The organism is Paenibacillus baimaensis (assembly GCF_025567575.1).
This window is the reverse complement of sequence record NZ_JAOQIO010000050.1, coordinates 17,994-40,937: the sequence shown is the minus strand read 5'-3', so window position 1 is coordinate 40,937 and position 22,944 is coordinate 17,994. Positions and strand designations below refer to the sequence as shown.

At 45.2% G+C, this 22,944-nt stretch carries 20 protein-coding genes; 17 read left to right on the top strand and 3 right to left on the bottom strand.

Going from position 1 to position 22,944, the window contains the following annotated elements; translation table 11 throughout:
- Positions 1-209 precede the first annotated feature (209 nt).
- From OB236_RS14935 to OB236_RS14865, 15 genes are all read left to right on the top strand, one after another.
- Positions 210-452 (top strand): DUF4321 domain-containing protein, encoded by a 243-nt coding sequence (locus OB236_RS14935; protein WP_076231533.1) that lies wholly within the window; start codon positions 210-212, stop codon positions 450-452.
- A gap of 45 nt (positions 453-497) precedes the next feature.
- Positions 498-1,103 carry a Maf family protein gene (locus OB236_RS14930; protein WP_262684707.1) on the top strand — a complete coding sequence of 202 codons (606 nt, stop codon included), beginning with the start codon at positions 498-500 and terminating at the stop codon, positions 1,101-1,103.
- Between the two features lie 56 nt (positions 1,104-1,159).
- Complete coding sequence (gene radC / locus OB236_RS14925; protein ID WP_262684706.1) at positions 1,160-1,849, top strand: RadC family protein; 690 nt, start codon at positions 1,160-1,162, stop codon at positions 1,847-1,849.
- A 33-nt stretch (positions 1,850-1,882) separates the two neighbouring features.
- Positions 1,883-2,917, top strand: coding sequence for a rod shape-determining protein (locus tag OB236_RS14920; RefSeq protein WP_076231540.1), 1,035 nt, complete (start codon positions 1,883-1,885; stop codon positions 2,915-2,917).
- Between the two features lie 32 nt (positions 2,918-2,949).
- The gene (gene mreC, locus OB236_RS14915; protein ID WP_076231543.1) at positions 2,950-3,810 is read left to right on the top strand and encodes a rod shape-determining protein MreC; all 861 of its coding nucleotides are present in this window, start codon (positions 2,950-2,952) and stop codon (positions 3,808-3,810) included.
- A 7-nt stretch (positions 3,811-3,817) separates the two neighbouring features.
- Positions 3,818-4,342 carry a rod shape-determining protein MreD gene (mreD, locus tag OB236_RS14910; protein WP_076231545.1) on the top strand — a complete coding sequence of 175 codons (525 nt, stop codon included), beginning with the start codon at positions 3,818-3,820 and terminating at the stop codon, positions 4,340-4,342.
- A 73-nt stretch (positions 4,343-4,415) separates the two neighbouring features.
- A complete protein-coding gene (locus tag OB236_RS14905) occupies positions 4,416-5,066 on the top strand; it encodes a septum site-determining protein MinC (RefSeq protein ID WP_076231547.1) in 651 nt (216 codons plus the stop codon).
- A gap of 19 nt (positions 5,067-5,085) precedes the next feature.
- A complete protein-coding gene (gene minD / locus OB236_RS14900) occupies positions 5,086-5,880 on the top strand; it encodes a septum site-determining protein MinD (protein ID WP_076231549.1) in 795 nt (264 codons plus the stop codon).
- A 7-nt stretch (positions 5,881-5,887) separates the two neighbouring features.
- Positions 5,888-7,039, top strand: a complete 1,152-nt coding sequence (locus OB236_RS14895; protein WP_076231551.1) for an FtsW/RodA/SpoVE family cell cycle protein — start codon at positions 5,888-5,890, stop codon at positions 7,037-7,039.
- A gap of 112 nt (positions 7,040-7,151) precedes the next feature.
- On the top strand, positions 7,152-9,473 hold the full coding sequence (locus OB236_RS14890; RefSeq protein ID WP_262684705.1) for a helix-turn-helix domain-containing protein: 2,322 nt from the start codon (positions 7,152-7,154) through the stop codon (positions 9,471-9,473).
- Positions 9,474-9,711: 238 nt separating this feature from the next.
- A complete protein-coding gene (locus OB236_RS14885; protein WP_262684719.1) occupies positions 9,712-10,569 on the top strand; it encodes an ABC transporter permease in 858 nt (285 codons plus the stop codon).
- A 39-nt stretch (positions 10,570-10,608) separates the two neighbouring features.
- Positions 10,609-11,493, top strand: coding sequence for a carbohydrate ABC transporter permease (locus OB236_RS14880; protein WP_262684718.1), 885 nt, complete (start codon positions 10,609-10,611; stop codon positions 11,491-11,493).
- Between the two features lie 45 nt (positions 11,494-11,538).
- Positions 11,539-13,113 carry an extracellular solute-binding protein gene (locus OB236_RS14875; protein ID WP_262684704.1) on the top strand — a complete coding sequence of 525 codons (1,575 nt, stop codon included), beginning with the start codon at positions 11,539-11,541 and terminating at the stop codon, positions 13,111-13,113.
- A 92-nt stretch (positions 13,114-13,205) separates the two neighbouring features.
- Positions 13,206-14,669 (top strand): sulfatase family protein, encoded by a 1,464-nt coding sequence (locus OB236_RS14870; RefSeq protein ID WP_262684703.1) that lies wholly within the window; start codon positions 13,206-13,208, stop codon positions 14,667-14,669.
- Positions 14,670-14,735: 66 nt separating this feature from the next.
- Positions 14,736-16,760 carry an alpha-amylase family protein gene (locus OB236_RS14865; RefSeq protein ID WP_262684702.1) on the top strand — a complete coding sequence of 675 codons (2,025 nt, stop codon included), beginning with the start codon at positions 14,736-14,738 and terminating at the stop codon, positions 16,758-16,760.
- 104 nt (positions 16,761-16,864) lie between these two features.
- On the opposite strand, the gene OB236_RS14860 is transcribed toward OB236_RS14865, so the two are convergent.
- The 3 genes from OB236_RS14860 to OB236_RS14850 form a co-directional block, all read right to left on the bottom strand.
- Positions 16,865-17,704, bottom strand: coding sequence for a carbohydrate ABC transporter permease (locus OB236_RS14860; RefSeq protein ID WP_262684701.1), 840 nt, complete (start codon positions 17,702-17,704; stop codon positions 16,865-16,867).
- A complete protein-coding gene (locus OB236_RS14855) occupies positions 17,701-18,618 on the bottom strand; it encodes a carbohydrate ABC transporter permease (protein WP_076231565.1) in 918 nt (305 codons plus the stop codon). The genes OB236_RS14860 and OB236_RS14855 overlap by 4 nt, the downstream gene beginning before the upstream one ends.
- A gap of 92 nt (positions 18,619-18,710) precedes the next feature.
- Positions 18,711-20,045, bottom strand: a complete 1,335-nt coding sequence (locus tag OB236_RS14850; RefSeq protein ID WP_076231568.1) for an ABC transporter substrate-binding protein — start codon at positions 20,043-20,045, stop codon at positions 18,711-18,713.
- A 261-nt stretch (positions 20,046-20,306) separates the two neighbouring features.
- On the opposite strand from OB236_RS14850, the gene OB236_RS14845 reads away from it, so the two are divergent.
- Both OB236_RS14845 and OB236_RS14840 read left to right on the top strand, forming a co-directional pair.
- Complete coding sequence (locus tag OB236_RS14845; RefSeq protein WP_262684700.1) at positions 20,307-21,098, top strand: response regulator transcription factor; 792 nt, start codon at positions 20,307-20,309, stop codon at positions 21,096-21,098.
- A gap of 55 nt (positions 21,099-21,153) precedes the next feature.
- Entirely contained in the window at positions 21,154-22,938 is a 1,785-nt protein-coding gene (locus OB236_RS14840) for a cache domain-containing sensor histidine kinase (protein WP_262684699.1), read from the top strand.
- Positions 22,939-22,944: the final 6 nt, after the last annotated feature.

Genomic DNA, 22,944 nt, shown 5'->3' with positions numbered 1-22,944 from the left:
CTTAAAGTTTTCGCCAGAAAACTGGCATCGTAAGCATGGGTTAAAAGCTTTCGTCAGAGTGCTTTTAGCTCTTCCAGGGTATGTTTTTTAGTAAGTAGGTAAGAGGCTATATTTACAGGATAAAGGCTTGTGCTATAATACGGTGAGCGCAGTAGCGGCAGCGATTTGACAGCTTCATTTTTTAATATGTAAAGGAAGTGTAGCTATTTATGAAAAAGAATACCTTTACCTTCATCTTGCTGCTCGTCATAGGATTAGTAGCGGGAAGCCTTGTGGGTCAACTGCTGGTTTCTGTCCCTGCACTGGCTTTTCTTACAAAATCGGTTGATCTTACCTGGCAGCCAAAAGCGGATTTGTTGGTGATCAAATATGACCTCCAATTTCAAATGAAGCTTAATTTGATCAGTTTGGTGGGGCTTGTTGCGGCTTTTTGGATTTTTCGCAGATTATAATGAACTTACTTAAACTTTAACCTATTCGAGACAAGGAGTCTATATATGTCGATATTTGGCGCAAAAAAAATCATTTTGGCATCCTCCTCACCACGCAGGCAGGAATTAATTCAAACTTTAGGTCTTCCCTATGAAATTCGGGTTAGTGATGTTCAGGAGGATACAGAACCGGGAATGAGCCCATCTGAAATCGTCGAGCAGCTCTCCGGTCGTAAAGCCGCAGCTGTCTGCGAAATGTTTAAAGCCGAGCAGCGGACAGAAGGGATCGTGATTGGTTCCGATACGATTGTTGTGCTGGGTGATCAGGTGCTGGGCAAGCCGCAAGACCGTAAAGATGCCGCACGCATGCTGGAGGCTCTGCAAGGAAAGGTCCATCATGTTTACAGTGGAGTTGCTTGTATGGATCTGGGTACGGGACGTGAATTGTATGCCCATCGGGTTACAGCCGTCTATATGAAGCCAATGAGTTCTTTACAGATTGAAAGGTATATCGATACGAATGAACCGATGGATAAAGCGGGATCCTATGCGATACAGGGGATCGGTGCGACCTTGATTGAACGGATCGAAGGCGACTATTTCAATGTTGTGGGGTTACCATTATGCCTGCTTGGTGAAATGCTTGGTGAATTGGGCGTAACTGTTCTTTAATCCGGCATCATGCTATAATAAAGCTTCTACAAACCTAGAATGTCAGGGGGGAATGAATGGAATCGCACAATTTAACATTGCGCGATGTCCCAAACGAAGAACGTCCTAGAGAGCGCATGATGCAGGTTGGGGCTCAAGCATTAAGCAACGCGGAACTTCTGGCGATTTTACTGAGGACTGGTACTTATCAGGAGTCGGCTGTCCATTTGGCACAGCGCATGTTAAGTCATTCCGGTGGATTGCGCAGTCTGGTTGATATGAGCTTGGAGCAGTTAACCGAAATCAAAGGCATTGGTTCGGCTAAAGGACTGCAGATTCAAGCCAGCATTGAATTGGGTCGTAGATTGGCACGCAGTGTGTTGAATGATACCGTAATGGTTCGTTCTCCTAAGGACGTAGCTGATTTGATGATGGAAGAACTGCGTTATTTACAAAAGGAGCATTTTGTATGCTTGTTTTTAAATACTAAAAATCATGTCGTGGGTCAGGAAACACTTTCCATGGGCAGCTTGAATGCAGCTATTGTTCATCCAAGGGAAGTATTTCGTGCGGCGATTAAACGAAGCAGCGCTTCGATTATATGTGTACATAACCATCCGAGCGGGGATCCAACTCCGAGCTCAGAAGATATTCAATTGACACAGCGGCTGGTAGAAGCGGGCGAAATTATCGGCATTGATGTACTGGATCATATTGTTATCGGCGACCAAGCTTTCATCAGCTTGAAAGAGCAGGGGTTGATGTAACAGAAATTGAAACAAACGAAGGGAGTATCAAGCATGTTTGGTGGTTTTACGAAAGATTTGGGCATTGATTTGGGAACTGCTAATACACTCGTCTATGTAAAAGGAAAAGGTATCGTGGTCAGGGAGCCATCGGTAGTGGCAATAAGGACAGATACGAAAACTATCGAGGCCGTAGGAAATGACGCAAGAAATATGATTGGCCGGACTCCAGGTAATATACGTGCCATCAGACCGATGAAAGACGGCGTAATTGCCGATTTCGATACTACCTCGACCATGATCAAATATTTTATCAGACAAGCGCAAAAGCAGCGTTGGTTATTTCCACATCGTCCAAGCGTGATGGTATGTGTTCCTTCTGGTATAACAGCCGTCGAGAAGAGAGCAGTCGAGGATGCAACACGCCAAGCAGGCGCGCGCGACGCTTATACGATTGAAGAGCCATTTGCAGCGGCTATTGGCGCCGATTTGCCGGTTTGGGAACCGACGGGCAGTATGGTCGTTGATATTGGCGGAGGCACTACAGAGGTTGCCGTTATTTCATTGGGCGGCATTGTAACGAGCCGCTCGGTTCGTGTTGCGGGAGATGAGATGGACGAAGCCATCACGCAATACATTAAGCGTACCTACAATTTGATGATCGGCGAACGTACGTCTGAGCAAATCAAGATCGAGATCGGATCGGCATTGACGATGGACCCTCCGGTTCGTTTTGAAATTCGTGGACGGGATCTGGTTAGCGGTTTACCTAAAACAATGGCGATCACGTCAACTGAAATTACAGATGCCCTTACCGATACTGTGAATAGTATTGTTGAAGCTGTGAAAGTGACATTGGAGAAATGTCCTCCTGAGCTTGCGGCTGATATTATGGATCGTGGCATTGTGCTTACAGGTGGAGGCGGATTGCTGCTTAATCTGGACAAGCTGTTAGCAAGAGAAACAGGGATGCCTGTGCTTGTTGCCGAGAATCCACTTGACTGTGTAGCTATTGGAACGGGCAGAGCACTAGAGCACCTCCATTTATTCAAAATGAGATCGGGCCCAACAAGTAAATCCAGACGTTAAATCCATAAGCGTAAGATTAGAAGGTGGTTATTTTGAAATTACTGGGAAATAAACGATTATTAATACTGCTGCTGGGTTTCATTTGCTTTATTGCCTTGATGGGATTGACGCTTGGAAAGCGTGAGCGAATGAGTTGGCCTGAAAAATTTGTTACGGATACGATCTCCTGGACGCAAGGAATTATTTATAAGCCCGCTGGCTATATAGCGGGTTTCTTTGAGGATATTCGGCAGGTGCGTACGATCTTTGAAGAGAACAAAGTACTGAAGCAAACCTTGACGAAATACGCGCGCGACACGACCAAATTAAATGATCTCGAACAGACGAACAAACGGCTGCAGGAAGCTTTAAACTTTACAGAACGTCAAAAGCAGGCAGGTAATTACACCTTTCGTATCGCGGAGGTCGTGGCTGTTAACCCTGATTTACTCAACAATACAGTGAGTATCAATCTGGGTGAGCAGGACGGCGTCAAGCCTAATATGGCTGTAATGTCTGTGGATGGACTGGTAGGACGCGTTAAGAAGGTATCTTCCTTTTATTCTACGGTTCAGACGCTCAAAGGTATTGATGATACAGCCAATGAATCCAAAGCGATTTCGGTAACCGTCAAGAATAAGGAAAATGAAAGCTTTGGTGTCATTGTATCCTATGATCCTGGGGAACAACTTCTCGTCATGACCATGATAGATCCTAATGACAAGCTGGAAGTTGGGGATACCGTGATTACTTCCGGATTGGGACAGGTTTTCCCTAAAGGGATCGAGATTGGCAAGGTAGTCTCCAGAAAGCAGGGCAACTTCGGCATCTCGCATGAGGCGCTGATTCAGCCTTTTGCTTCTTTTGACCACCTTCGTGAGGTGTTTGTCGTTATCGTCCCGGAGCAGGGGTGATCTGATCATGCGTAAATGGCTGTGGTTGATCCTGTTGGCTTTGTTTATTTTGGAGGGTACCATACTGCAATGGATCATACCATCTGTATGGCAATCCAAAATCTATGTGGCGCCTCATTTTATCGTTGTGATCGTGATTTATATCGGTCTTTATGTAAATCGGCATACGGCGCTGGTTTACGGTCTTATTTTTGGATTATTGCAGGACTTTATTTATTATTCTCCGATGCTTGGACCGATTTCATTTGCAATGGGCTTGACCGGCTATTTGGCTGGCTTGATGCATCGCCGTCTTCATTCCAATATTATCGTGAGTATGCTCGTTATGGCACTCGGAAATTTATTTTTCGATTCCATTATCTATGGGCTGTACAGACTGTTCCAAATCAACCATCTTGATCTGCAGTGGGTATTTTTCCACCAGATGCTTCCGAGTATGCTGATTAACCTCCTATTCGCACTTATGGTCTACGTTCCTGTCCGAAAGTTGTTCGAAAGCATGCAGGCTGCAAAGACTGACGCAGAGGAATAATTTTTCACTGAACAAGCAGGAGTTACGTCGAAAAAGGCCGAATTGTATTAGGTGTAGGGAGGTAGGGACGGGGATGGCGGCTACAAAACATCATGTGATGATTAAAGGTGTAAAAGAAGGTCTTGTATTTCTTCTGGATGATAACTGCGCATTCGAGGAAATTATCGAGGAACTGCACCATAAACTGGAAAAAACACACCAAAAAATATTGACGGGTCCGATCATTCATGTTCACGTCAAATTGGGTACCCGTACTGCCTCAGCCGAGCAAAAGGATCAAATTCGCAGCATCATAGGTCAAAAGGGCAATCTGTTGATTCAGTCCATCGAGTCTCAGGCGGTGGATCCGGTAGCGATTTTATCTAATACAGGTGATGTGCATTTGGTTAAAGGTATTGTGCGTTCGGGTCAAACGATGGTAAAAGAAGGCAATATCCTATTTCTGGGTGACGTGAATCCGGGAGGGGAGCTCATTAGTACAGGCAGTATTTATGTAATGGGCTCGCTCCGCGGAATGGCTCATGCCGGTGTGAATGGTAACGATAAATCGATTATTGCAGCTTCTCATTTGAGACCTACCCAGCTGCGGATATCCGCTATTATTAGTCGACCTCCGGACGAATGGGGCATGAACGAAGCTTTTATGGAATTTGCTTATGTCAAAGATGGCAAAATGGAAATCGACAAAATTCACCATTTGCATAGATTGGTTATGGAACCGTAACATGAAGGAGCTGAGCACTATGGGTGAAGCAATTGTCATAACCTCGGGAAAAGGCGGGGTCGGTAAAACGACTACCTCTGCTAATATCGGAACGGCGCTGGCGCTCAATGGCAAGAAGGTTTGTATGGTCGATACCGACATTGGCTTGCGTAATCTGGATGTGGTCATGGGGTTGGAAAATCGGATTATTTATAATTTGATCGATGTTGCTGAGGGACGCTGTCGATTGGCGCAAGCACTGGTCAAGGACAAACGTTTCGATGAGCTGTATATGCTGCCTGCTGCGCAAACTCAGGACAAGAGTGCGATTTCTCCCGAAGCAGTCAGAGAAATTATTTTGGAGCTCAAACGTGATTTTGAGTATGTTATTATCGACTGCCCTGCAGGCATAGAACAAGGTTTTAAAAATGCGGTTGCAGGTGCGGACAAGGCTATTGTGGTGACAACACCGGAAAACGCTGCGGTTCGTGATGCTGACAGAATCATCGGTCTTCTGGAAAATGAGAAAATATTTTCGCCCAAGCTGGTTATTAACCGTATTCGACAAAGTATGGTGAAAAAGGGTGAAATGCTAAGTATTGACGAAATCACGTCCGTTCTGGCGATAGATCTGCTCGGTATCGTCCCGGATGATGAGTATGTCATCAAAGCGGCTAATATAGGGGAACCTACAGTAATGAATCCTAATTCTGCGGCAGCGATTGCTTATCGTAACATTGCTCGTCGCATTCTGGGAGATACGGTTCCACTCATGCCAATGGAGGAAAAGTCAGGGGTATTGACTAAATTCAAGAAGTTTATCGGGATGGGATGAGCATGTTTTGCTGCAAAAACTAAAAAATATCGATTTGTTGATCGTAGCCATTCTTCTGTCATTCATGGTTATTAGCACGCTGCTTGTTTATAGCGCAACGCTCGATGATCCCAATATCGTGTTCGATATGAAAAAAACAATAACGATTTATGTTATTTGCATACTGGCCTTTCTCGGAGTGGCCTTGGTTGATTATCGTGTTTTATTAAAAATCTCTCCCTATTTTTATGGGGCTGGGTTGATATTATTAATTCTTGTCTATAAATTCGGTTTGGAAATTAATAGTGCCAAAAGCTGGTTTCAGCTGCCGGGTAACTTGCTGTTCCAGCCTGCAGAATTTATGAAGCTCATGCTCATTCTTGCCCTAGCCGCGTTCATGGCTAGAAGGCAAGGAGAAAAGCTGCTTTTTTTGACGGACATAGTGCCTATAGGATTTATCGTACTCATTCCTTTTGTCCTTGTACTGATTCAGCCGGATTTGGGAAATGCTGTTATTTTTCTGGTAGTTTTGGTCGGGATGCTGTGGATTGGTAACATCAAGTATACGCACTTTTTAATAGGTTTTTTATTGGTGATAGCGGGACTGTTTCTATTTTATTATTTATTCACTCATTTTCACGACCCGATTCAGCAATATTTGAAGCTGCAAGGTAAAGGTCACTGGGTTACCCGGATTGATACCTTTATAGATCCAGATAATGCTTCTAAGGATCACAGCTTCCAGGTTGTCAATTCGATCAAAGCGATTGGTTCCGGTGGCTTGTCTGGGGAACGGTATTTGCAAGGTACCTCGGTCCACCGCAATTTCATTCCCTATGCGTATTCCGATTCGATATTTGTCGTGCTGGCGGAAGAATTCGGGTTTGTCGGGTCATCGGTGCTGCTGCTGCTGTATTTTGTGCTTATTTATCGGATGATTCTTATCTCGATTCAATGCCATGATAAAGGCGGGGCCTATGTTATTGTTGGCGTGGTGTCGATGTTCGTGTTTCAAATTTTTGAAAATGTGGGGATGCTGCTTGGCATCATGCCTTTGACTGGGATTACGCTTCCTTTTATCAGCTACGGGGGAACGTCGTTACTATTAAATATGATGAGTATTGCCGTTGTGGTCAGCATACGGATCCATCAGGAAAAAGAACCCACATTTCGAGCGTAGAAAAAAGCACCCATAGAGGTGCTTTTTTTTGTGCGAACGCAACAATTATGTTCAATTCACTTGGAGTTTCTTGCTATAATAAATGCAGGTAAACCATGGAGCGTAGAAGTAGTTGCGAAAGGTTGGGATTCACATCAGGCATATCTTGTTGTCCAAATATTTTTCGCGATTGTTCTGGTACAGCGTATTCATTGTCATATTTCCTGTCATAGTACTTGGTGGCTTTTCCTATTATAAATCCTCGGGTATTGCGCTTCAAAAGGTGAATGAAGGCAATGCGCAGGTTACACTGCAAACCAAGCTGCGGATCGAGCAATTTTTAAAAACCGTTGATGCGGCCTCCTTGCAGTTGGTTAGTTCGCCGCTGGTCAACAATGCCATGGATCGTGAGCTTTCCTACAAAGAGTTTCAACTGATTCAGGATCTGCGTGAACAAATACAGCGTATTCAATCGTACGAGCTGGGGATTCAGGATATACAGCTCATCAATATGTCGAAAAGATGGGTTTTGGAAAATAGCGGTGTATACCGGTTTGACGATTATGCCGTAAATATGGACCTGATCTATATCAAGAACACGAAAAACTCCTTCTGGACCGGCTCTTTTTCCAACAACCCTTTAACTACAACGATTGGAAAGGGACAAAGTCTGCAATTGATCCGCAGGCTGCCGCTGAATTCGCAAGCTCCACAGATGGTCGTCGTTATCAAAATTAATCCGGGGGAGATCAGCAAACTGGTCGAAAATATCCCGGGGATTGGCAAAACATTCGTTTTGGATGAAACAAATAACGTTCTAGCTAGTCATGACGGTTCTCTTAATGGTCGGTTATTCCCGATGAAAGAGCCGCTTCGCGAAATGTTGAGCAGTGACCATCCTCCTGAGACGTTCCAAACCGATTGGATGGAGCAAATGGTATCGATTAACCTTATTCAATCTACCTATAATGATTGGAAGTATGTAACTCTGATCCCGATCGCTGAGGTTACCCGTGAGTCGAGAGCGATCGGCTGGATTACTTTTCTCATTTGTCTCGGTATTATGGCGGTTGCCAGTGCTCTAGTTTACCTGCAATCCCGCAACATGTACAGTCCGATACGTAAGCTCTATGAGGCTGTCCGGGGAGCATCCGGCACCGCCTCCAGTTCTGTGAATGATCTGAGCAGCCAGGATGAATTCCAGTATATTAGTGAGCGGTTCCAGACGATGAGGCTGACTCAGAATGAAATGGAAACACAAATGCAAAGGCAGGCTCAGCAGTTAAAGGATTACTTTGTGCTGAAGCTGCTCCAAGGTCATGTGAATACAGTGGATATCACAGGGGAATGGAAATGGTCGCAATTTCCGTCCGAATGGCGTATGAAGGCAGTGCTGGTTACACAGATCGATACCTTTGAAGGCGTACGTTTTCGTGAAGGTGATAAAGATTTACTGCTGTTCGCGATCAATAATATTGTAAGTGAATTAGTACCCGCCGATAGCAGACTGAATCCCATACTGATTCATCCTTCCCAGGTAACGGTAGTCGGGAGTAATACGGAAGACCGTGAGGATTTTAAAAACAAGCTGTATACAGCTGCAGAAAAGATTCAGGCTGCTGTCAGCAGCTTTCTCGGTCTCCGAATCAGTATCGGCATCAGCCGTCCTTATTCCGAGTGGAGCGACATGCCCAAAGCTTTCCATGAAGGCCAGGAAGCGCTGAAATACCGGATCAAGGCAGGGCAGGCAGCCGTCATTTTTATTGAGGATCAACAACCTGTTCATCATGTTAAGCCTTACTACCCAGAAGCTGTTGCCGGGGATATGCTGGATGCAATTAAGCTGCTTGAAATCGGGCGGGTGCATGAACTGCTCGGACAGTTTATGAAGGATGTATTCTCGCGGGAATGCACGCACCAGGAGTATCAGGTGTCGTTCATACGGCTGCTTATCGAATTCATAGATTTGGCTAACCAAATGGGGGTATCGTGGGATTGGACTGACAACCGCAATCCATCCTTTTTTGAGAGACTGTTGGAGCTGAATTCATCTGCTGATATCGAGCGTTGGTTTCGTGAGGATATTATCGGCAGGATTCTTGAGGCTGTTGAGCAATCAAGAACTGTGCAGGACACGTCGATCACTGAGCAGGTATTAAGAATGATCCACGAGCAGCAGGAAACGGATTTGACGCTTGAAGCCTGCGCGGCCCGATTGCATTTTCACCCCAGTCATGTCAAAAGGGTGTTCAGGCGTGACGTGGGGGTCAGCTTTAGTGAATACGTTTCCACACACAGGCTGCAGACCGCCAAGAAATGGCTGACCCACTCGTCAATGAAAATAAGCGAAATAGCTGAACGACTGCAATATAACAATGCACAAAATTTTATTCGTTATTTCCGTAAAATGGAAGGGATGACTCCAGGGCAATACCGGGAGCAGTACAAAGCTTGACCATGCTCATGACAACAACGGAAAGGCCTCCCTGCGGGAGGTTTTTTTCAATTGATTACTAGATCCCAAATGATTATCACGACCTCCAAGTGGCGGGATGATCCCAAAAGATTGTAGACGTTATGATCGACAGCTTCTATATTGAGGGCAAGCGGTTTATAAACACAGAAAAGGAGGTTAAACGTTGGCTTACTCTCATCTATGGGCTTATGTAACTAAACATCGTTGGTTGTATCTCATGCTGGCGCCCGGATTTTTTTACTTTGTTATCTTCAAGTATATTCCGATGTGGGGTGTATTGATCGCCTTTCAGGATTATCAGGTATTCCAAGGTTTTTTGGCAAGTCCATGGGTAGGCGTGAAACATTTTGAACGATTTTTTGGTGATCCGGCTTTTTGGTTGTTGTTCCGTAATACATTTGTACTTGCTTTTTACAATCTGTTTTTCTTTTTCCCTTTACCGATCCTCATTGCCCTGATGCTGAATGAAGTGCGACAAGAACTGTTTAAGCGTGCGGTGCAAACACTCATCTATATTCCACATTTTATTTCGTGGGTCGTGGTGGTCGGGATTGCGTACATTTTTTTTACAACAGAGGGTGGAATCGTCAACGAATGGATCGCGTCTCTCGGCTGGGAGAAGCTGAACTTTCTTGTCAGTGAAAAATGGTTCCGGGTGATGGTTGTTTCTGAATTGATGTGGAAAGAGACAGGGTGGGGTACGATCATTTTTCTGGCAGCACTGGCTGGAGTCGATCCGCAGCTTTATGAAGCCGCTCGTATGGATGGGGCCAATCGACTCAGACAGCTTTACCACATTACGCTGCCAGCTATTCGAAGCACGATTGTGATCCTGTTGATTCTACGTTTAGGCAGCTTTCTGGATACCGGCTTCGAGCAAATTTTTCTGATGCTCAATCCGCTGAACCGTCAGGTGGGCGAAGTGTTTGACACCTATGTATACAGCATAGGCATCCAGCAGGGGCTTTTTAGCTATAGCACCTCCGTCGGATTGTTCAAATCTGTGATCGGGCTTGTTTTGGTATTAGGAGCGAATTATACCGCCAAAAGGTTCGGGGAGGAAGGGGTTTACTAACACGTGGATTCGATACAAAAACAGAACGTGCAGCGGCGCATGGCGGTAAAACGAACAATCGGAAAATCAGCGGGCAGCATCCTGTTCGAAGGCGTCAATTATACACTGTTAACGTTGTTTGCACTGGCAACCGTCATTCCGTTCGTATATATCATCGTAGGTTCCTTAACCCCTGCGGACGAATTAACGAAGCAAGGCTTCACACTCATTCCTACCCGAATCACCTTCGATGCTTATAGCTATTTACTGGCATCTGAGGCGGTCATTCGTGGGTTAGGAGCTTCCTTATATATTACGGCGGTAGGTACTTTCATTAATATTTCATTTACCGTACTGATGGCTTATGCGTTGGCCCGCAAAGAACTGAAAGGAAGGCAGCCTGTCCTGCTGATGGTCATTTTCTCCATGCTGTTCAGCGGTGGCATGATTCCGACCTTCCTGATTGTCAAATCGTTGGGACTCCTGGACAGTTACTGGTCGCTCATGCTTCCTGGTGCGATCAATGCCTTTAACCTGATCGTGATGAAAAGCTTTTTCCAGCAGCTGCCCGAGGGCTTGGAGGAATCAGCCAAAATCGACGGCTGCAACGATCTCGGCATTTTGTTTCGCATTGTGATACCGCTTTCTATGCCTGCTATTCTCACCTTTGTGATGTTTTATGCGGTGACTCATTGGAACAGCTATTTCACAGCTATATTGTACATTAATGATACCGAGAAATGGCCACTTCAGGTACTGGTTAGGCAGTTGATTATATTGTCGCAGGGCGGATTAGGTGAGTCCGGTCAGGACAGCTTTAATATTCCTGCACAAACCGTTAACATGGCGATGATTGTTTTGTCGACACTTCCGATCTTACTCGTGTATCCGTTCGTTCAAAAGCATTTTACAAAAGGGGTCATGATAGGCTCCGTTAAAGGCTGAGTTTTTGTAAAGCATTACAATCAAATTATTGGAGGGGACAACGTAATGAACAAACGGCAATGGTATACAAGCTTAAAGAGTGTCGGCCCTGTTCTCGTGGCAACAAGCTTGTTAGTCGGATGCAGCGGAGGGAATGCAGCAAGCAGCAAAGGAACAGAGACAACTCCGGCAGCCAAGAGCACACAGCAGACGAGTACTCCACCGAAGGAGCAGCCCAAAGAACCGAAAAAGATCAGTTTGATGATGGTCTATTATTTTGCCGAGCCTCCGAAAAAAGACAATATTATGGTGCAGAAGATTGAAGAAATGACAAACACCAAGCTGGATATAACCTGGGTTCCCAATTCCGCTTACGATAATAAAGTGAATGCAACGATTGCTTCGGGTTCACTTCCAATGGTGATGAATGTTCAGAATAACAAGCTCTCCACCATCTTATCGGGGGTGCGATCCGGGATGTTTTGGGAAGTTGGCCCTCTTTTAAAGGATTATCAGAATTTAAAAGGCTTGTACAATGAGCAAACGACTTACAACGCGTCTATAGACGGCAAGCTGTATGGAATGCCGCATCAGCGCCCGCTTGGTTTACAAATGCTTCTCTATCGTAAGGACTGGCTCGACAATGTGGGGATGAAGCCGCCAGAAACCATTGATGATGTGTATCAGATGGCTAAAGCCTTTACGGAGAAGGACCCGGATAAAAACGGCAAAAAGGATACGTACGGACTGGTAGAATTCATGCCCAAGCTGCTCAGTCAGCAAGGGTTTGGTAATGCGCTTGCATGGTTTGGAGCTCCTAACGGTTATGGGGTGAAGGACGGCAAGCTGTACCCTGACTTTACAACAGACGAATATTTGGAAGCGATGAAATTTTACCGCAAAATGTTTAGTGAAAAGCTGATGAACCAGGACTTCGCCGCAATTCAGCAAGGGCAGGCATGGGATGGAATCGCAAAAGAAAAAGCGGGAATGTACCCGGCTGTTGTCGCTCATGCTACCATTCCAAACTGGACTGCATTGTATCAGGCGAATCCGAATGCCAAGCTTGATTTCGTTACACGAATCAAAGGGCCGAAGGGGGAGAGAGTGTTTGCCTCCAATGGGTTTAATGGCATGTATATGTTCCCCAAATCCAGTATCAAAACGGAAGCTGATTTAAAGGATACGCTTGAATTTATTAATAAGCTGTCTGATCCAAAGCTGGAGCAGTTGCTAGTTAATGGTATTGAAGGACGGCATTATAAAATGGAAAACGGCAAGCCAGTACGATTGGACCAAAAATTGTACGACGATGAAGTGACGTCTGTTATTGAGCTTCTGATTACAGACTGGAAGCCCAAGCTGATGACCGGTTCGCCGATGGATGAAAAAGTAAATAAAACGTATGTTGAAAATTCGTCTATAGCCGTAGCTAATCCGACACTGCCGCTCGTTTCGAATACACAGATCGAAAAGGGCAGCGAGCTGGACAAATTAGTCAATGACGCGCGTGTAAAGTATATTTACGGCGAGGTGGACGACGCCGGCTGGAAAAAGGCCATCGATCAATGGAGGAGCAACGGCGGAGACAAGGTCATTGAGGAATATAACGCGGAATATGCCAAATTTACGAAAAAATGATCTATCAGCTGGATGGCAATCTCAGATGAATAAACGGCATGGAGGCTGCATATTCATCTGACTCGTCAATCCAGCGAGAAAGGAGCAGTAGGATGGAAACCGGTAAGGTAACAGGGAAGAAACCCAATGTGATCCTGATTACTTCGGATCATCATCGTTGGGATTATATGGGCTGCGCAGGAGCAGTGGGCGTTAAGACTCCGAATTTGGACCTTCTGGCGGCACGCGGTACCCTCATTACACGGACTTATTGCAATGCACCGCTCTGTGTACCATCAAGAATAGCTATAACATCAGGGAGGTACCCGATGAATACCGGCTGCTTTACGAACCGGCATCCGATACATCCCGATACACCTACATTTCTACACGCATTACGTGGAAATGGCTATCATACAGCGATGATAGGCAAGCTGCATCATCATGTTCATGTATGGGATGGTGATTTTATCGCCCATGAAGCAGATATTCATCAGCTCGGATTTGAGCATGTACATGAAACATCGGGCAAAATGGGCAGCGGCAGCATCGGATGCGAATGCCAGTATACCCGTTTTTTGAGAGAACAGGGCTTGCTGGAAGCTTACCGGAGCTGGACCGGCCGGTTTCGGCAAGGGAATGCAACGATGCTGCCTAATGAAGCATGGCCTTGGGATCAGAAATATACCCAGGATGCCTATATCGCTCGAAAAGCCAGTGAATTTCTCTTGAAGGTGTCGCCGGACAAACCTTTTTACCTGCATCTTGGATTCGTAGGACCCCATGATCCTTATGATGCACCACAGTCCTACAGGAATTTGTATGACAATGAGAAAGCAGGAATGCCGGAGGAACACATTCCAGCAGCGCCATTGACGGATGTTCAGCGTATGGAGTATGACAAGCTGCTTGCTTATAAGGCTTGCATTACAGAAGTAGACAGCCAGATCGGACGTGTGTTGGATACCCTCAAAGCGAGCGGATTGCAAGACGATACGGTCATCCTGTATACATCAGACCATGGAGATAATGCAGGGGATCATGGGATGTGGGGGAAAATCAATTTGTATGAAGGTTCTGTTCATGTACCTTTTATTGCTGCTGGTCCTGGAATCGGGCAAAGTGTAGTCAGTGATGCGATTGTTGAGCTTATCGATATTGGTCAAACCGTATGCAATTTTACCGGTTGTGAGAGCCATCATTACGATCAAGGCAAAAGTATGATGCCGCTGCTGCTTGGGACTACACAGCAGCACCGTAAGGATGCTTTCTGTGAGATGGGCAGCGATAAGATGCTATATGACGGCAGATACAAGCTGATGTACGGCGATTTAACACGAGATACTCGTACAGAGCTGCAGGCAGCCCCCTATCATGGACCAGCCTTCGGTAGGCCTGTGAACCTGCCGCCTGACCGGATCTCTCTATATGATTTATTGAAAGATCCGTACGAACAGCACAATCTGGCAGATGATCCCGTTTATCACGAGATATTGGCGCAGATGAAGGAGAAGCTGCTGATCAGACTGCTCTGCAATATGCAGGCAGTTCCCGATGATGTCGGGAGTGTCCTATAAAGCTTGTTCAAAAAGTAGACTTGTGAGCATACGCTATTAGGTTATTAAGGAGAGGTGAACATACAATTGAAGGATAATTGGTTCAGCAGTCATATACGACAAGTGCATGTCGATTTTCATATGCCGGAATTTCCTTACGACGCCATTAACGATTTTGATGCTGAATCCTTTGTGGCTGAATTTGTCCGGGCAAAAGTCAATGTCGTCGGTATTTTCACGAAATGCCATTTCGGCAATGCTTTCTATGACAACACGGTAGGTCACAAGCATAGTGGGCTTAAGCAAGACTTTTTCGGAGAAGTCCTGGAGGAGGCCCACAAACACGGTATTAAAGTGATCGCTTATTATTCATTAGGTACGGATGCTTACGCAGTAGAGCACAATCCAGATTGGTACCAGATTGATAAGGATGGCAGCAAACGCGGAGGTAAAGGAACGGTGTGGGAGCTTCCTTGCATCAACAGTCCTTACCGCGAAGAGCTTGTGATCCCACAGCTGAAGGAAATTACAGCCAAATATGCGATGGACGGTTATTTGCTCGATATTCCATATTTATGGGACCATCACTGCTTCTGCCGCTACTGCAAAAGCAGATTTGTACAGGAATACAAATTAGAGCTGACACCTGAACTGCTTGCATCCAATCCCAAACTGGTCAATGGGTTTGCGAAGCAGTCCGCCGCTCGCTGCATGCAGGAAATTTATGATGTTGTGAAGTCGATACGTCCGGAAGTCCTCGTTAACTGTAACGGGGCCTGGAAAATGGGTGAGCCAGTGGAAATTAATGCAACAAGCGATTATGGCCTCTGGGAATCCCAGCCTGCCTCAGGAACGTTTCTATGCCATTCCATTCGTTCCCGCTTTGTACGCAACCTTCCAGTACCCGTACAAGTGATGACAGTGCGGTTTACCGAGGGATGGGGGCTGATGAGCTGCAAAACAGCTGAACAGCTGAAATATGAGTTTGCTGCAATCATGGCTAACGGCGGTGTTATCAACGTTGGTGATCAGGTGCTGCCAAGCGGAAGGCTGCAGAGTGGTGTATACGATATTATCGGGGAAGCATTCTCATTCGTTGAGGAGAGAGAGCACCTGTGCATAGGTTCCAGCGCCCATAAACATATAGCCCTCATCGGTAATTTTACAGAGAACTGGTATTTCGAACAGGGAGAAGCGGCAACGATGGGTGCAGCCAAAATGCTGATCGAAGGCCATCACCAGTTTGATATCTACTTCAATAACGATTTTCCGGATTTATCGGATTATCAAGTCGTTGTCCTTCCCGAAACAGTGCGACTGAATGAGCTATCGACAGCTAAAATAGCTGAATTCGTTCGTAACGGAGGGCTGCTGCTGGCAGCTGGGGAAGCTAGCTTGACCGGAGGGGAAACCACGCCTAACTTCATGATGGCAGAAGTGCTTGGAGTGGACTATTTGGACAGAACACCTTATCCATTTGCTTATATGACCCAGAATGATGAGCTGTGGGCAGGTACCGCATCGATTCCCCAGCTAGTGGAAGAACCGTTTCTCAAGGTGAAGCTATCCACGGCAGAAGCTTTAAGCTATGTACAGTGGCCATTAACCGATCCGGCACCTCAAAGAGCGTTTCGGCACCCGATTCCGCCTGCGGGCAGGGTCAGCGATTTTCCGGCGATTACCGCTAACCGTTTTGGACAGGGAACGGCTTTGTATGTAGCTGCTCCGATTTTTAAAGCGTATTGGAACAACAACCATTTTTGGCTGCGGCGAATTATGAATAACTTGTTGAACAAATATGATAGATCTAAACCATTTAGGGTAGAAGCGCCGACCACCGTGGAAGCTAATATGATGGAGAAGGATGGGGTCCGCTATCTTCATTTGATCAATTTTCATAACGGTCACACAGGCAACCGCAAGCAGTCTTTGTATGATCCTATCGAATCCATTACTCCTGTGCATGATATTAAAGTCACGTTCCACAGCTCTGGAATTACAGAAGTTGTGCAGCAGCCGGAAGGGCACGTGTTGGCATTGAGAACAGCAGATAAGGGATATGAAGTGACAGTTCCCAGGCTGCATATTCACAGTGTGTTGGAAATCCGCTGATCAGCTTATCAAAGACATAACAAAAAGGCAGCTTTTGCAGAGATGGTGATCTGCAAAAGCTGCCTTTTGATATCGTAATTCGTTCCAATCTCAGCCTATCCGTATTAACCTTTGATGCCCGTAGTGGAGATGCCCTCGACAAAATATTTTTGCGCGAAGAAGAATACGAGAATACAAGGAACCACAGCGACTACTGACATCGCGAGCACCTGATTCCAGGCTACACTGGTCGAATTATCAAGGGCCATACGCAGGCCGAGGGCCACGGTGAAATTTTTCACACTGGTAATATAGATCAGAGAGTTGAAGAAATCGTTCCAGGTCCATATGAACTGAAAGATCGCCGCAGAAATCAAAGCAGGCATCGCCAGCGGGAGCAGAATACGGACCAGAATGACGAAGGAATTACAGCCATCCATTTTGGCCGATTCATCCAGTTCCCTTGGCAGTCCGCGGAAAAATTGAATGATCATAAAGATGAAAAACGCACTGGTCGCCAGCATCGCCGGAACAATAAAAGGCAGGTAGCTGTTCAGCCAGCCAAGGTTTTTGAACAAAATATATTTGGGAATAATCACGACAGCATTCGGCAGCATGAGCGTAGAAATCATCAAGGAAAACAACAGCTTCTTCAATGGAAAGTTAAATCTGGCAAAGCCGTAAGCAACGATGGTGCTGGAAATTACCGTAAAGATTACAGTTGGAATCACAAGCTTGAACGTGTTCATGAAGAACAGACTGAACGAATATTGTCCAGAGCCTAACCAACCCTTTGTATAGCCGTCCCACAGGAACTGATTGGGCCAAAGGCTCAGCGAGCCGAATATTTCTTCGTTGGATTTAAAGGAAGCCGTGAACAGCCATATCAATGGATAAATCATAATGAGTCCGAATATGCACATCAACAGGAACGTAATCGAATTTCTGACCGATTCTGATTTCATCGTTTATCGCCTCCGTCTTCATAATGAGCCCATTGGGAGGACGATTTGAACACTAGTGCGGTGAAGAGCATAATGATGGCGAACAATACCCAGGAAAGGGAAGAGGCATAACCCATTTTCAAAAATTTGAAGCCTTCATCGTACAGCTTCATTCCGAACAGATAGGTCGATTTTAAAGGGCCGCCATCCGGTAAAATGACAAAGGCACCGGTAAATTCCTGAAAAGCATTGACGATTTGCATGATCATGTTAAACAACAGGATAGGCGTTAGTAAAGGCAAGGTGACGGAAAAAAACATCCTTACTTTGGAAGCTCCATCGACGCGGCCAACCTCATACAACTCGCTTGGAACCTGTTTTAAACCGGCCAGGAACAAAACCATCGATGAGCCAAACTGCCATACATTCAGCATGGAGATCGTGTACAGCGCGATATTCGGGTTACCCAGCCAATCGACACCAGGGATGTGGACCGTAGCCAGCATTTGGTTAACGATACCTTCCTTCATGAACAGGAATCTCCACAGAACGGCGATGGCCACGCTTCCCCCAAGAATCGAAGGTAAATAATAAACTGTCCGGAATATATTGACGCTTCGCAGCTTCGCAGTCAAAACCACTGCAACAAACAAAGCGAATGCCAGCTTAGCAGGAACGGCAATCAACGCGTAGATTAGTGTTACTTTTAAGGATTGGTAAAACATGTCATCCTTGGTAAACATGTCAATGTAATTTTTCAGGCCAATAAATTTGGGCGGATTGATAAGATCAAACGATGTGAAGGAGTAATAAAAGGACATCATGAATGGATATAGCTCCAGGCATAGAAAGCCCAGCAACCATGGACTGATGTAAAGCAGGCCGATATATTGGTATTTTCTCTTTATATGAACAGTAGGTTTCGTTGCTGCCATTTCCTCACCCCGTACATGGTCTATTTGAAGTAGAAATGCCGCTGGTTGTCAGCGGCACTCTCTAAATGTGACATTGAAGCTGTATGTGACAGTTACTTTTTCAATTCTTTCAATTTATCCGTATACCGCTTGATCAGCTCATCGGCTGCTTGAGCGGGTGTTATTTTGTCAAAAGCGACTTTTTGGATAATATCTTTGCCAATATCTCCAAGCTGTGAATTTTGCGTGATAGCATTATCGGGAACAGCCTGATTTTTAGCGGCAAGATCTACAGCATCAGCTACATTTTTGTCCAGCTTGTTAGCCTCGACAATGGCTTTTTTGGCTGGTTCCAGTGCAGGCACAGCTCGGACATCTCCAAGAATTTTGGCAGCCTCGGTATCGCTCAACAGCCAGTTTGCGAACTTAAGAGCTTCTTCCTGACTTTTTGATTGCTTATTCACACTCAATACCATGGAAGGACGGATGACGGCAGCACCGGTTTTGGAATCCTTGAAGGCTGCTGGCAGTACGGATTGGATTTCTGTACCTTTTGGCAGTGTATCTTTGAATTTGATAACCTCACTGCTCCAACCTTCGATAGCTACCATCTCCTGGTTAATCCATTTTGGATTCTGGTCGGTTTTACCGGAAAACAACTGGCTTTCACCAAGCGGCTGGAATACGCCTGTTTTATACGCTTTTTGAATCCAATCAAAGGCTTCGGCTGCCTGTTCCTTGGTGAAGGCTAGGGTATAGTCATCCTTGACCATTGGACTATTGGTTCTTTGTCTGAGCATGGATGAGAACATAACCTGTACGACACCAAGATCGGAGTTCATCAGATACATTTTGCTATCCTTTTCGTGAAGCTTCTTACCTTCCTCCAGCACGCTATCCCAGGTCCAGGCTTGATCGGCTTTAATGCCGAGCTTATCTGCCAGTGTTTTGTTGAAAACTAAGGTTCGCCCGTTCGTACCCATAGGCAAGCCGATGATTTTGTTATTGTAGGTTGTGAAGTTTTTCAGGTAAGTAGCATCGAAGCCTTTGAGATCGAACGACTTTTGATTCGTTAAATCAAGCAGAAGCTCGCTGCCGCTGCCAAGCTCTGACAGCCAGGGTTGATCCAATTGGATCAGATCGGGTGCGGTGCCACCGGCCAACTGGGTTTTCATTTTTTGCTCGTAGCCGTCAAAACCGCCATATTCGGCTTCAATGGTCACATTCGGATTTTTCGTTTTGTACAAATTAATCGCTTCCAATGTTGCCTTGTGACGGGAATCGCTTCCCCACCATGCAAATCTTAAAGTAATCGGTTTGCTGCTGTCGGTTTGACCTGCATCCTTGCCTTGAGATGAACTTGCTGTATCTGGTGTACAACCCACCATGCTAGCTGAGAGCAAGGATATAGCAACAGCCGAGCCCCATAATTTCTTCATATGATTCATTTTCTGATCCCCTTTATGTTCGATTATTCAGCTTCAAGCAGTTACAGGTCCTATTATAGCAATGAGCTTGCCCGCTTTAAATCCATCTGATTTGATAAAAGGTTTGAATATTTGTCTATAATGTTGACGGAGGCAATTGGATTTGGGGTGCCTGATTTGCTATTAGTTTTCATTATTTGTCATCGTATTGTTTGCAGTTCATCGTTCCTCTATAATAAACCCATCACAATTTCCTATTAGAAAAGCACCGAGGAGGATCACATGTACACACTGCTGGTCGTTGATGACGAGACGAAGATACGTAATGGCATATGCAACTATTTCCCGTGGAATGAGATCGGCTTCGAAATCATCGGGGAAGCGAAAAATGGACGGCAAGCGCTGGATACGATCCTCAAGCAGCAAGTGGATGTGGTGCTGAGCGATATCAAAATGCCTGTCATGTCAGGCATAGAGCTGGCCCAGGAATTGTACAGCAGAGAGATCAGTACCAAAATTGTCTTTTTGACGGGCTACAAGGAATTTGATTATGCGCAAAAAGCTCTTATGTATGGTGTCAAAAGCTATATTATCAAGCCGACCAAATATGAGGAGCTGCTGGCGACCTTCAGTAAAATTAAGGATGAGCTGGATCGGGAAAGACAGCAGGAGTTGGCTATTCCCGTAACCCTCGCAGCGGATGCAACGGTTCAGCTTCCTGAGGCACCAGAAGATCCGATAGAGGAACAGGGTTATCATGAAAAGAAGATTGCTGCTATCAAAGCACACATCATGGAATGCTACAGGGATGTGACCTTAGAGGAAGTGGCGGGCTTGTTTCATATGAATCTGTACTATCTCAGTAAATATTTCAAAAAATGGTCGGGACAAAATTTCTCGGAGTACGTGATTTCCGTTAAAATGGAGAAGGCCGCGGAGCTTTTAAGGGATTTTTCCTACAAATCCTACGAAATTGGCAGTGCTGTTGGCTACGATAACGCGAAAAATTTTTCCAGAGCCTTTAAGCTCTACTTCGGTAAAAGCCCCCGTGAGTTCCGAGATTCCCCTCCATGATGCTATCCATTACATGTCCAGAGCAAATGAACCGTAAAGAATGGAAGGCGAACACATGAAAAACAAGTTTTTTATTAAGCATTTGTCCATGTTCCTGCTTCCTTTGCTTATCCCGCTTACGATTTTGGGAACCCTTTCGATTCTCATTACGCAAAATTACATTAAGGAAGACATCAATAAAAATTCGGTTAACGTGCTCAAGCAGACGAAAGAAAATATAGAATTAATTTTAAGTGAAACCGACCCGATGAGTCTTGTATATGGTAATGATTTGAAGGTCATTGAAGCGTTAAGCTCGATTATGAAAAATAGCTCTTTGACGCATGAGGAGCTGATTTCCTTTGATATACTGAAAAGCTTTCTGAGTGCCCCGGCTAACGCGCGGCCCTATATCGATTCCTTTTATATCTATATGCCTAATTCCACAGGCCGTTTTATTTCCTCCAAGCAGGGGTTATCCGATTTGCAAACCTATAATGACAAGGAATGGTACTCGCATTTTATCGAGAAGGACGAGAAGGTCAAGCTGTGGATTGAGCCGCGCAAGGTCAAACAGTTCGAGTTTGAATCGACGAATACGCCCCTTGTAACCATTTATCAACGAATTGAGTCGACGAACGGGGTTATTGTACTGAATATTCGCCCGATCTACATTGAAAATATTTTGAAGTCCTTGTCCACCTTCCCGGAGCAGTGCATTCTGGTCGTGAATGAGAACAATCAAATCATTTTTAGCGACCGTCAGCCTGAATACCTGAAGGATCTGAATATGGAAAGCATCAACAAGTCGAATGAGGCCTTTTATACAATCAATGCTGCCAATGAATCCTTTATTGTATCCCAGCTGAATTCAGCCCGATACGGCTGGAAATATATTTCGATTGTTCCTCAGCGGGCGTTGTATGAGGTACCGTTCCGAATTATTCAAATCACAATGCTGTTGCTGCTTATTTCGTTCATGCTTGGTCTCGTTCTTGCCTTTTATTTAACTAGAAATCGATACAAGCAAATTGCTAATATTATTGATATTATTGATTCTGCTGAAAAAGGAAATCCGCTGCCATCGTTACCGGAACGCGTGCAGGATGAGTACGGGTATATTGTGCAAAATATCGTAAAAACGTTTATAGAGCAAAGCTATCTGAAGGTCCAACTCTCCGAGCGCAGATACAAGCTGCAGGTAGCCCAGTTCACCGCTTTACAATCGCAAATCAATCCGCATTTTTTATTTAACACGCTAGAGGCCGTAAACTGGGAAACGATCGCATTAACAGGAAAGCCGAATCAGGTTACGAAAATTATTGATAATTTATCCGAGATACTCCGCTACTCCTTAACCAATCCGGAAGAACGGGTATCCTTGCAAACCGAAATTAAAAATGTGAAAAGCTATCTGGAAATCCAAAAATACCGGTACGAGGATAAATTTGATCTTGAATGGGACTATGACCCCAAGGTGATCGGCTTTCGGGTAATGAAGCTTTTGCTGCAGCCTTTAATTGAAAATAGTATTTATCATGGGATTAAAGAAAAGGAAGGGCACGGCTTGATCCGGATTAAAATCAAGCTAGTGGAATCAGCGCTGCAAATAGCTATTGTGGACAATGGTTTAGGGATGAACAAGGATACGCTTCAGATGCTACGAAATAATGTTGAGACTCAGCACGAATTTTCGGAGCATATTGGACTTTTCAACACCAACAAAAGGTTAAAGCTGGCCTATGGGGAAGCATACGGCATTACCATACGCAGTAAAGAAGGGTGGGGCACAGCCGTTTATTTGAAAATTCCAATGACTCAGGCCAACACGGATTCTGTTGAAAGCGATGGCCGTCCTTAACATGAT

Coding starts and splice junctions, on each gene's coding strand:
- OB236_RS14935 (WP_076231533.1), top strand. CDS start 210: ATGAAAAAGAATACCTTTACCTTCATCTTGCTGCTCGTCATAGGATTA.
- OB236_RS14930 (WP_262684707.1), top strand. CDS start 498: ATGTCGATATTTGGCGCAAAAAAAATCATTTTGGCATCCTCCTCACCA.
- radC (WP_262684706.1), top strand. CDS start 1,160: ATGGAATCGCACAATTTAACATTGCGCGATGTCCCAAACGAAGAACGT.
- OB236_RS14920 (WP_076231540.1), top strand. CDS start 1,883: ATGTTTGGTGGTTTTACGAAAGATTTGGGCATTGATTTGGGAACTGCT.
- mreD (WP_076231545.1), top strand. CDS start 3,818: ATGCGTAAATGGCTGTGGTTGATCCTGTTGGCTTTGTTTATTTTGGAG.
- OB236_RS14905 (WP_076231547.1), top strand. CDS start 4,416: ATGGCGGCTACAAAACATCATGTGATGATTAAAGGTGTAAAAGAAGGT.
- minD (WP_076231549.1), top strand. CDS start 5,086: ATGGGTGAAGCAATTGTCATAACCTCGGGAAAAGGCGGGGTCGGTAAA.
- OB236_RS14885 (WP_262684719.1), top strand. CDS start 9,712: ATGCTGGCGCCCGGATTTTTTTACTTTGTTATCTTCAAGTATATTCCG.
- OB236_RS14880 (WP_262684718.1), top strand. CDS start 10,609: ATGGCGGTAAAACGAACAATCGGAAAATCAGCGGGCAGCATCCTGTTC.
- OB236_RS14875 (WP_262684704.1), top strand. CDS start 11,539: ATGAACAAACGGCAATGGTATACAAGCTTAAAGAGTGTCGGCCCTGTT.
- OB236_RS14870 (WP_262684703.1), top strand. CDS start 13,206: ATGGAAACCGGTAAGGTAACAGGGAAGAAACCCAATGTGATCCTGATT.
- OB236_RS14860 (WP_262684701.1), bottom strand. CDS start 17,704: ATGAAATCAGAATCGGTCAGAAATTCGATTACGTTCCTGTTGATGTGC.
- OB236_RS14855 (WP_076231565.1), bottom strand. CDS start 18,618: ATGGCAGCAACGAAACCTACTGTTCATATAAAGAGAAAATACCAATAT.
- OB236_RS14850 (WP_076231568.1), bottom strand. CDS start 20,045: ATGAATCATATGAAGAAATTATGGGGCTCGGCTGTTGCTATATCCTTG.
- OB236_RS14845 (WP_262684700.1), top strand. CDS start 20,307: ATGTACACACTGCTGGTCGTTGATGACGAGACGAAGATACGTAATGGC.
- OB236_RS14840 (WP_262684699.1), top strand. CDS start 21,154: ATGAAAAACAAGTTTTTTATTAAGCATTTGTCCATGTTCCTGCTTCCT.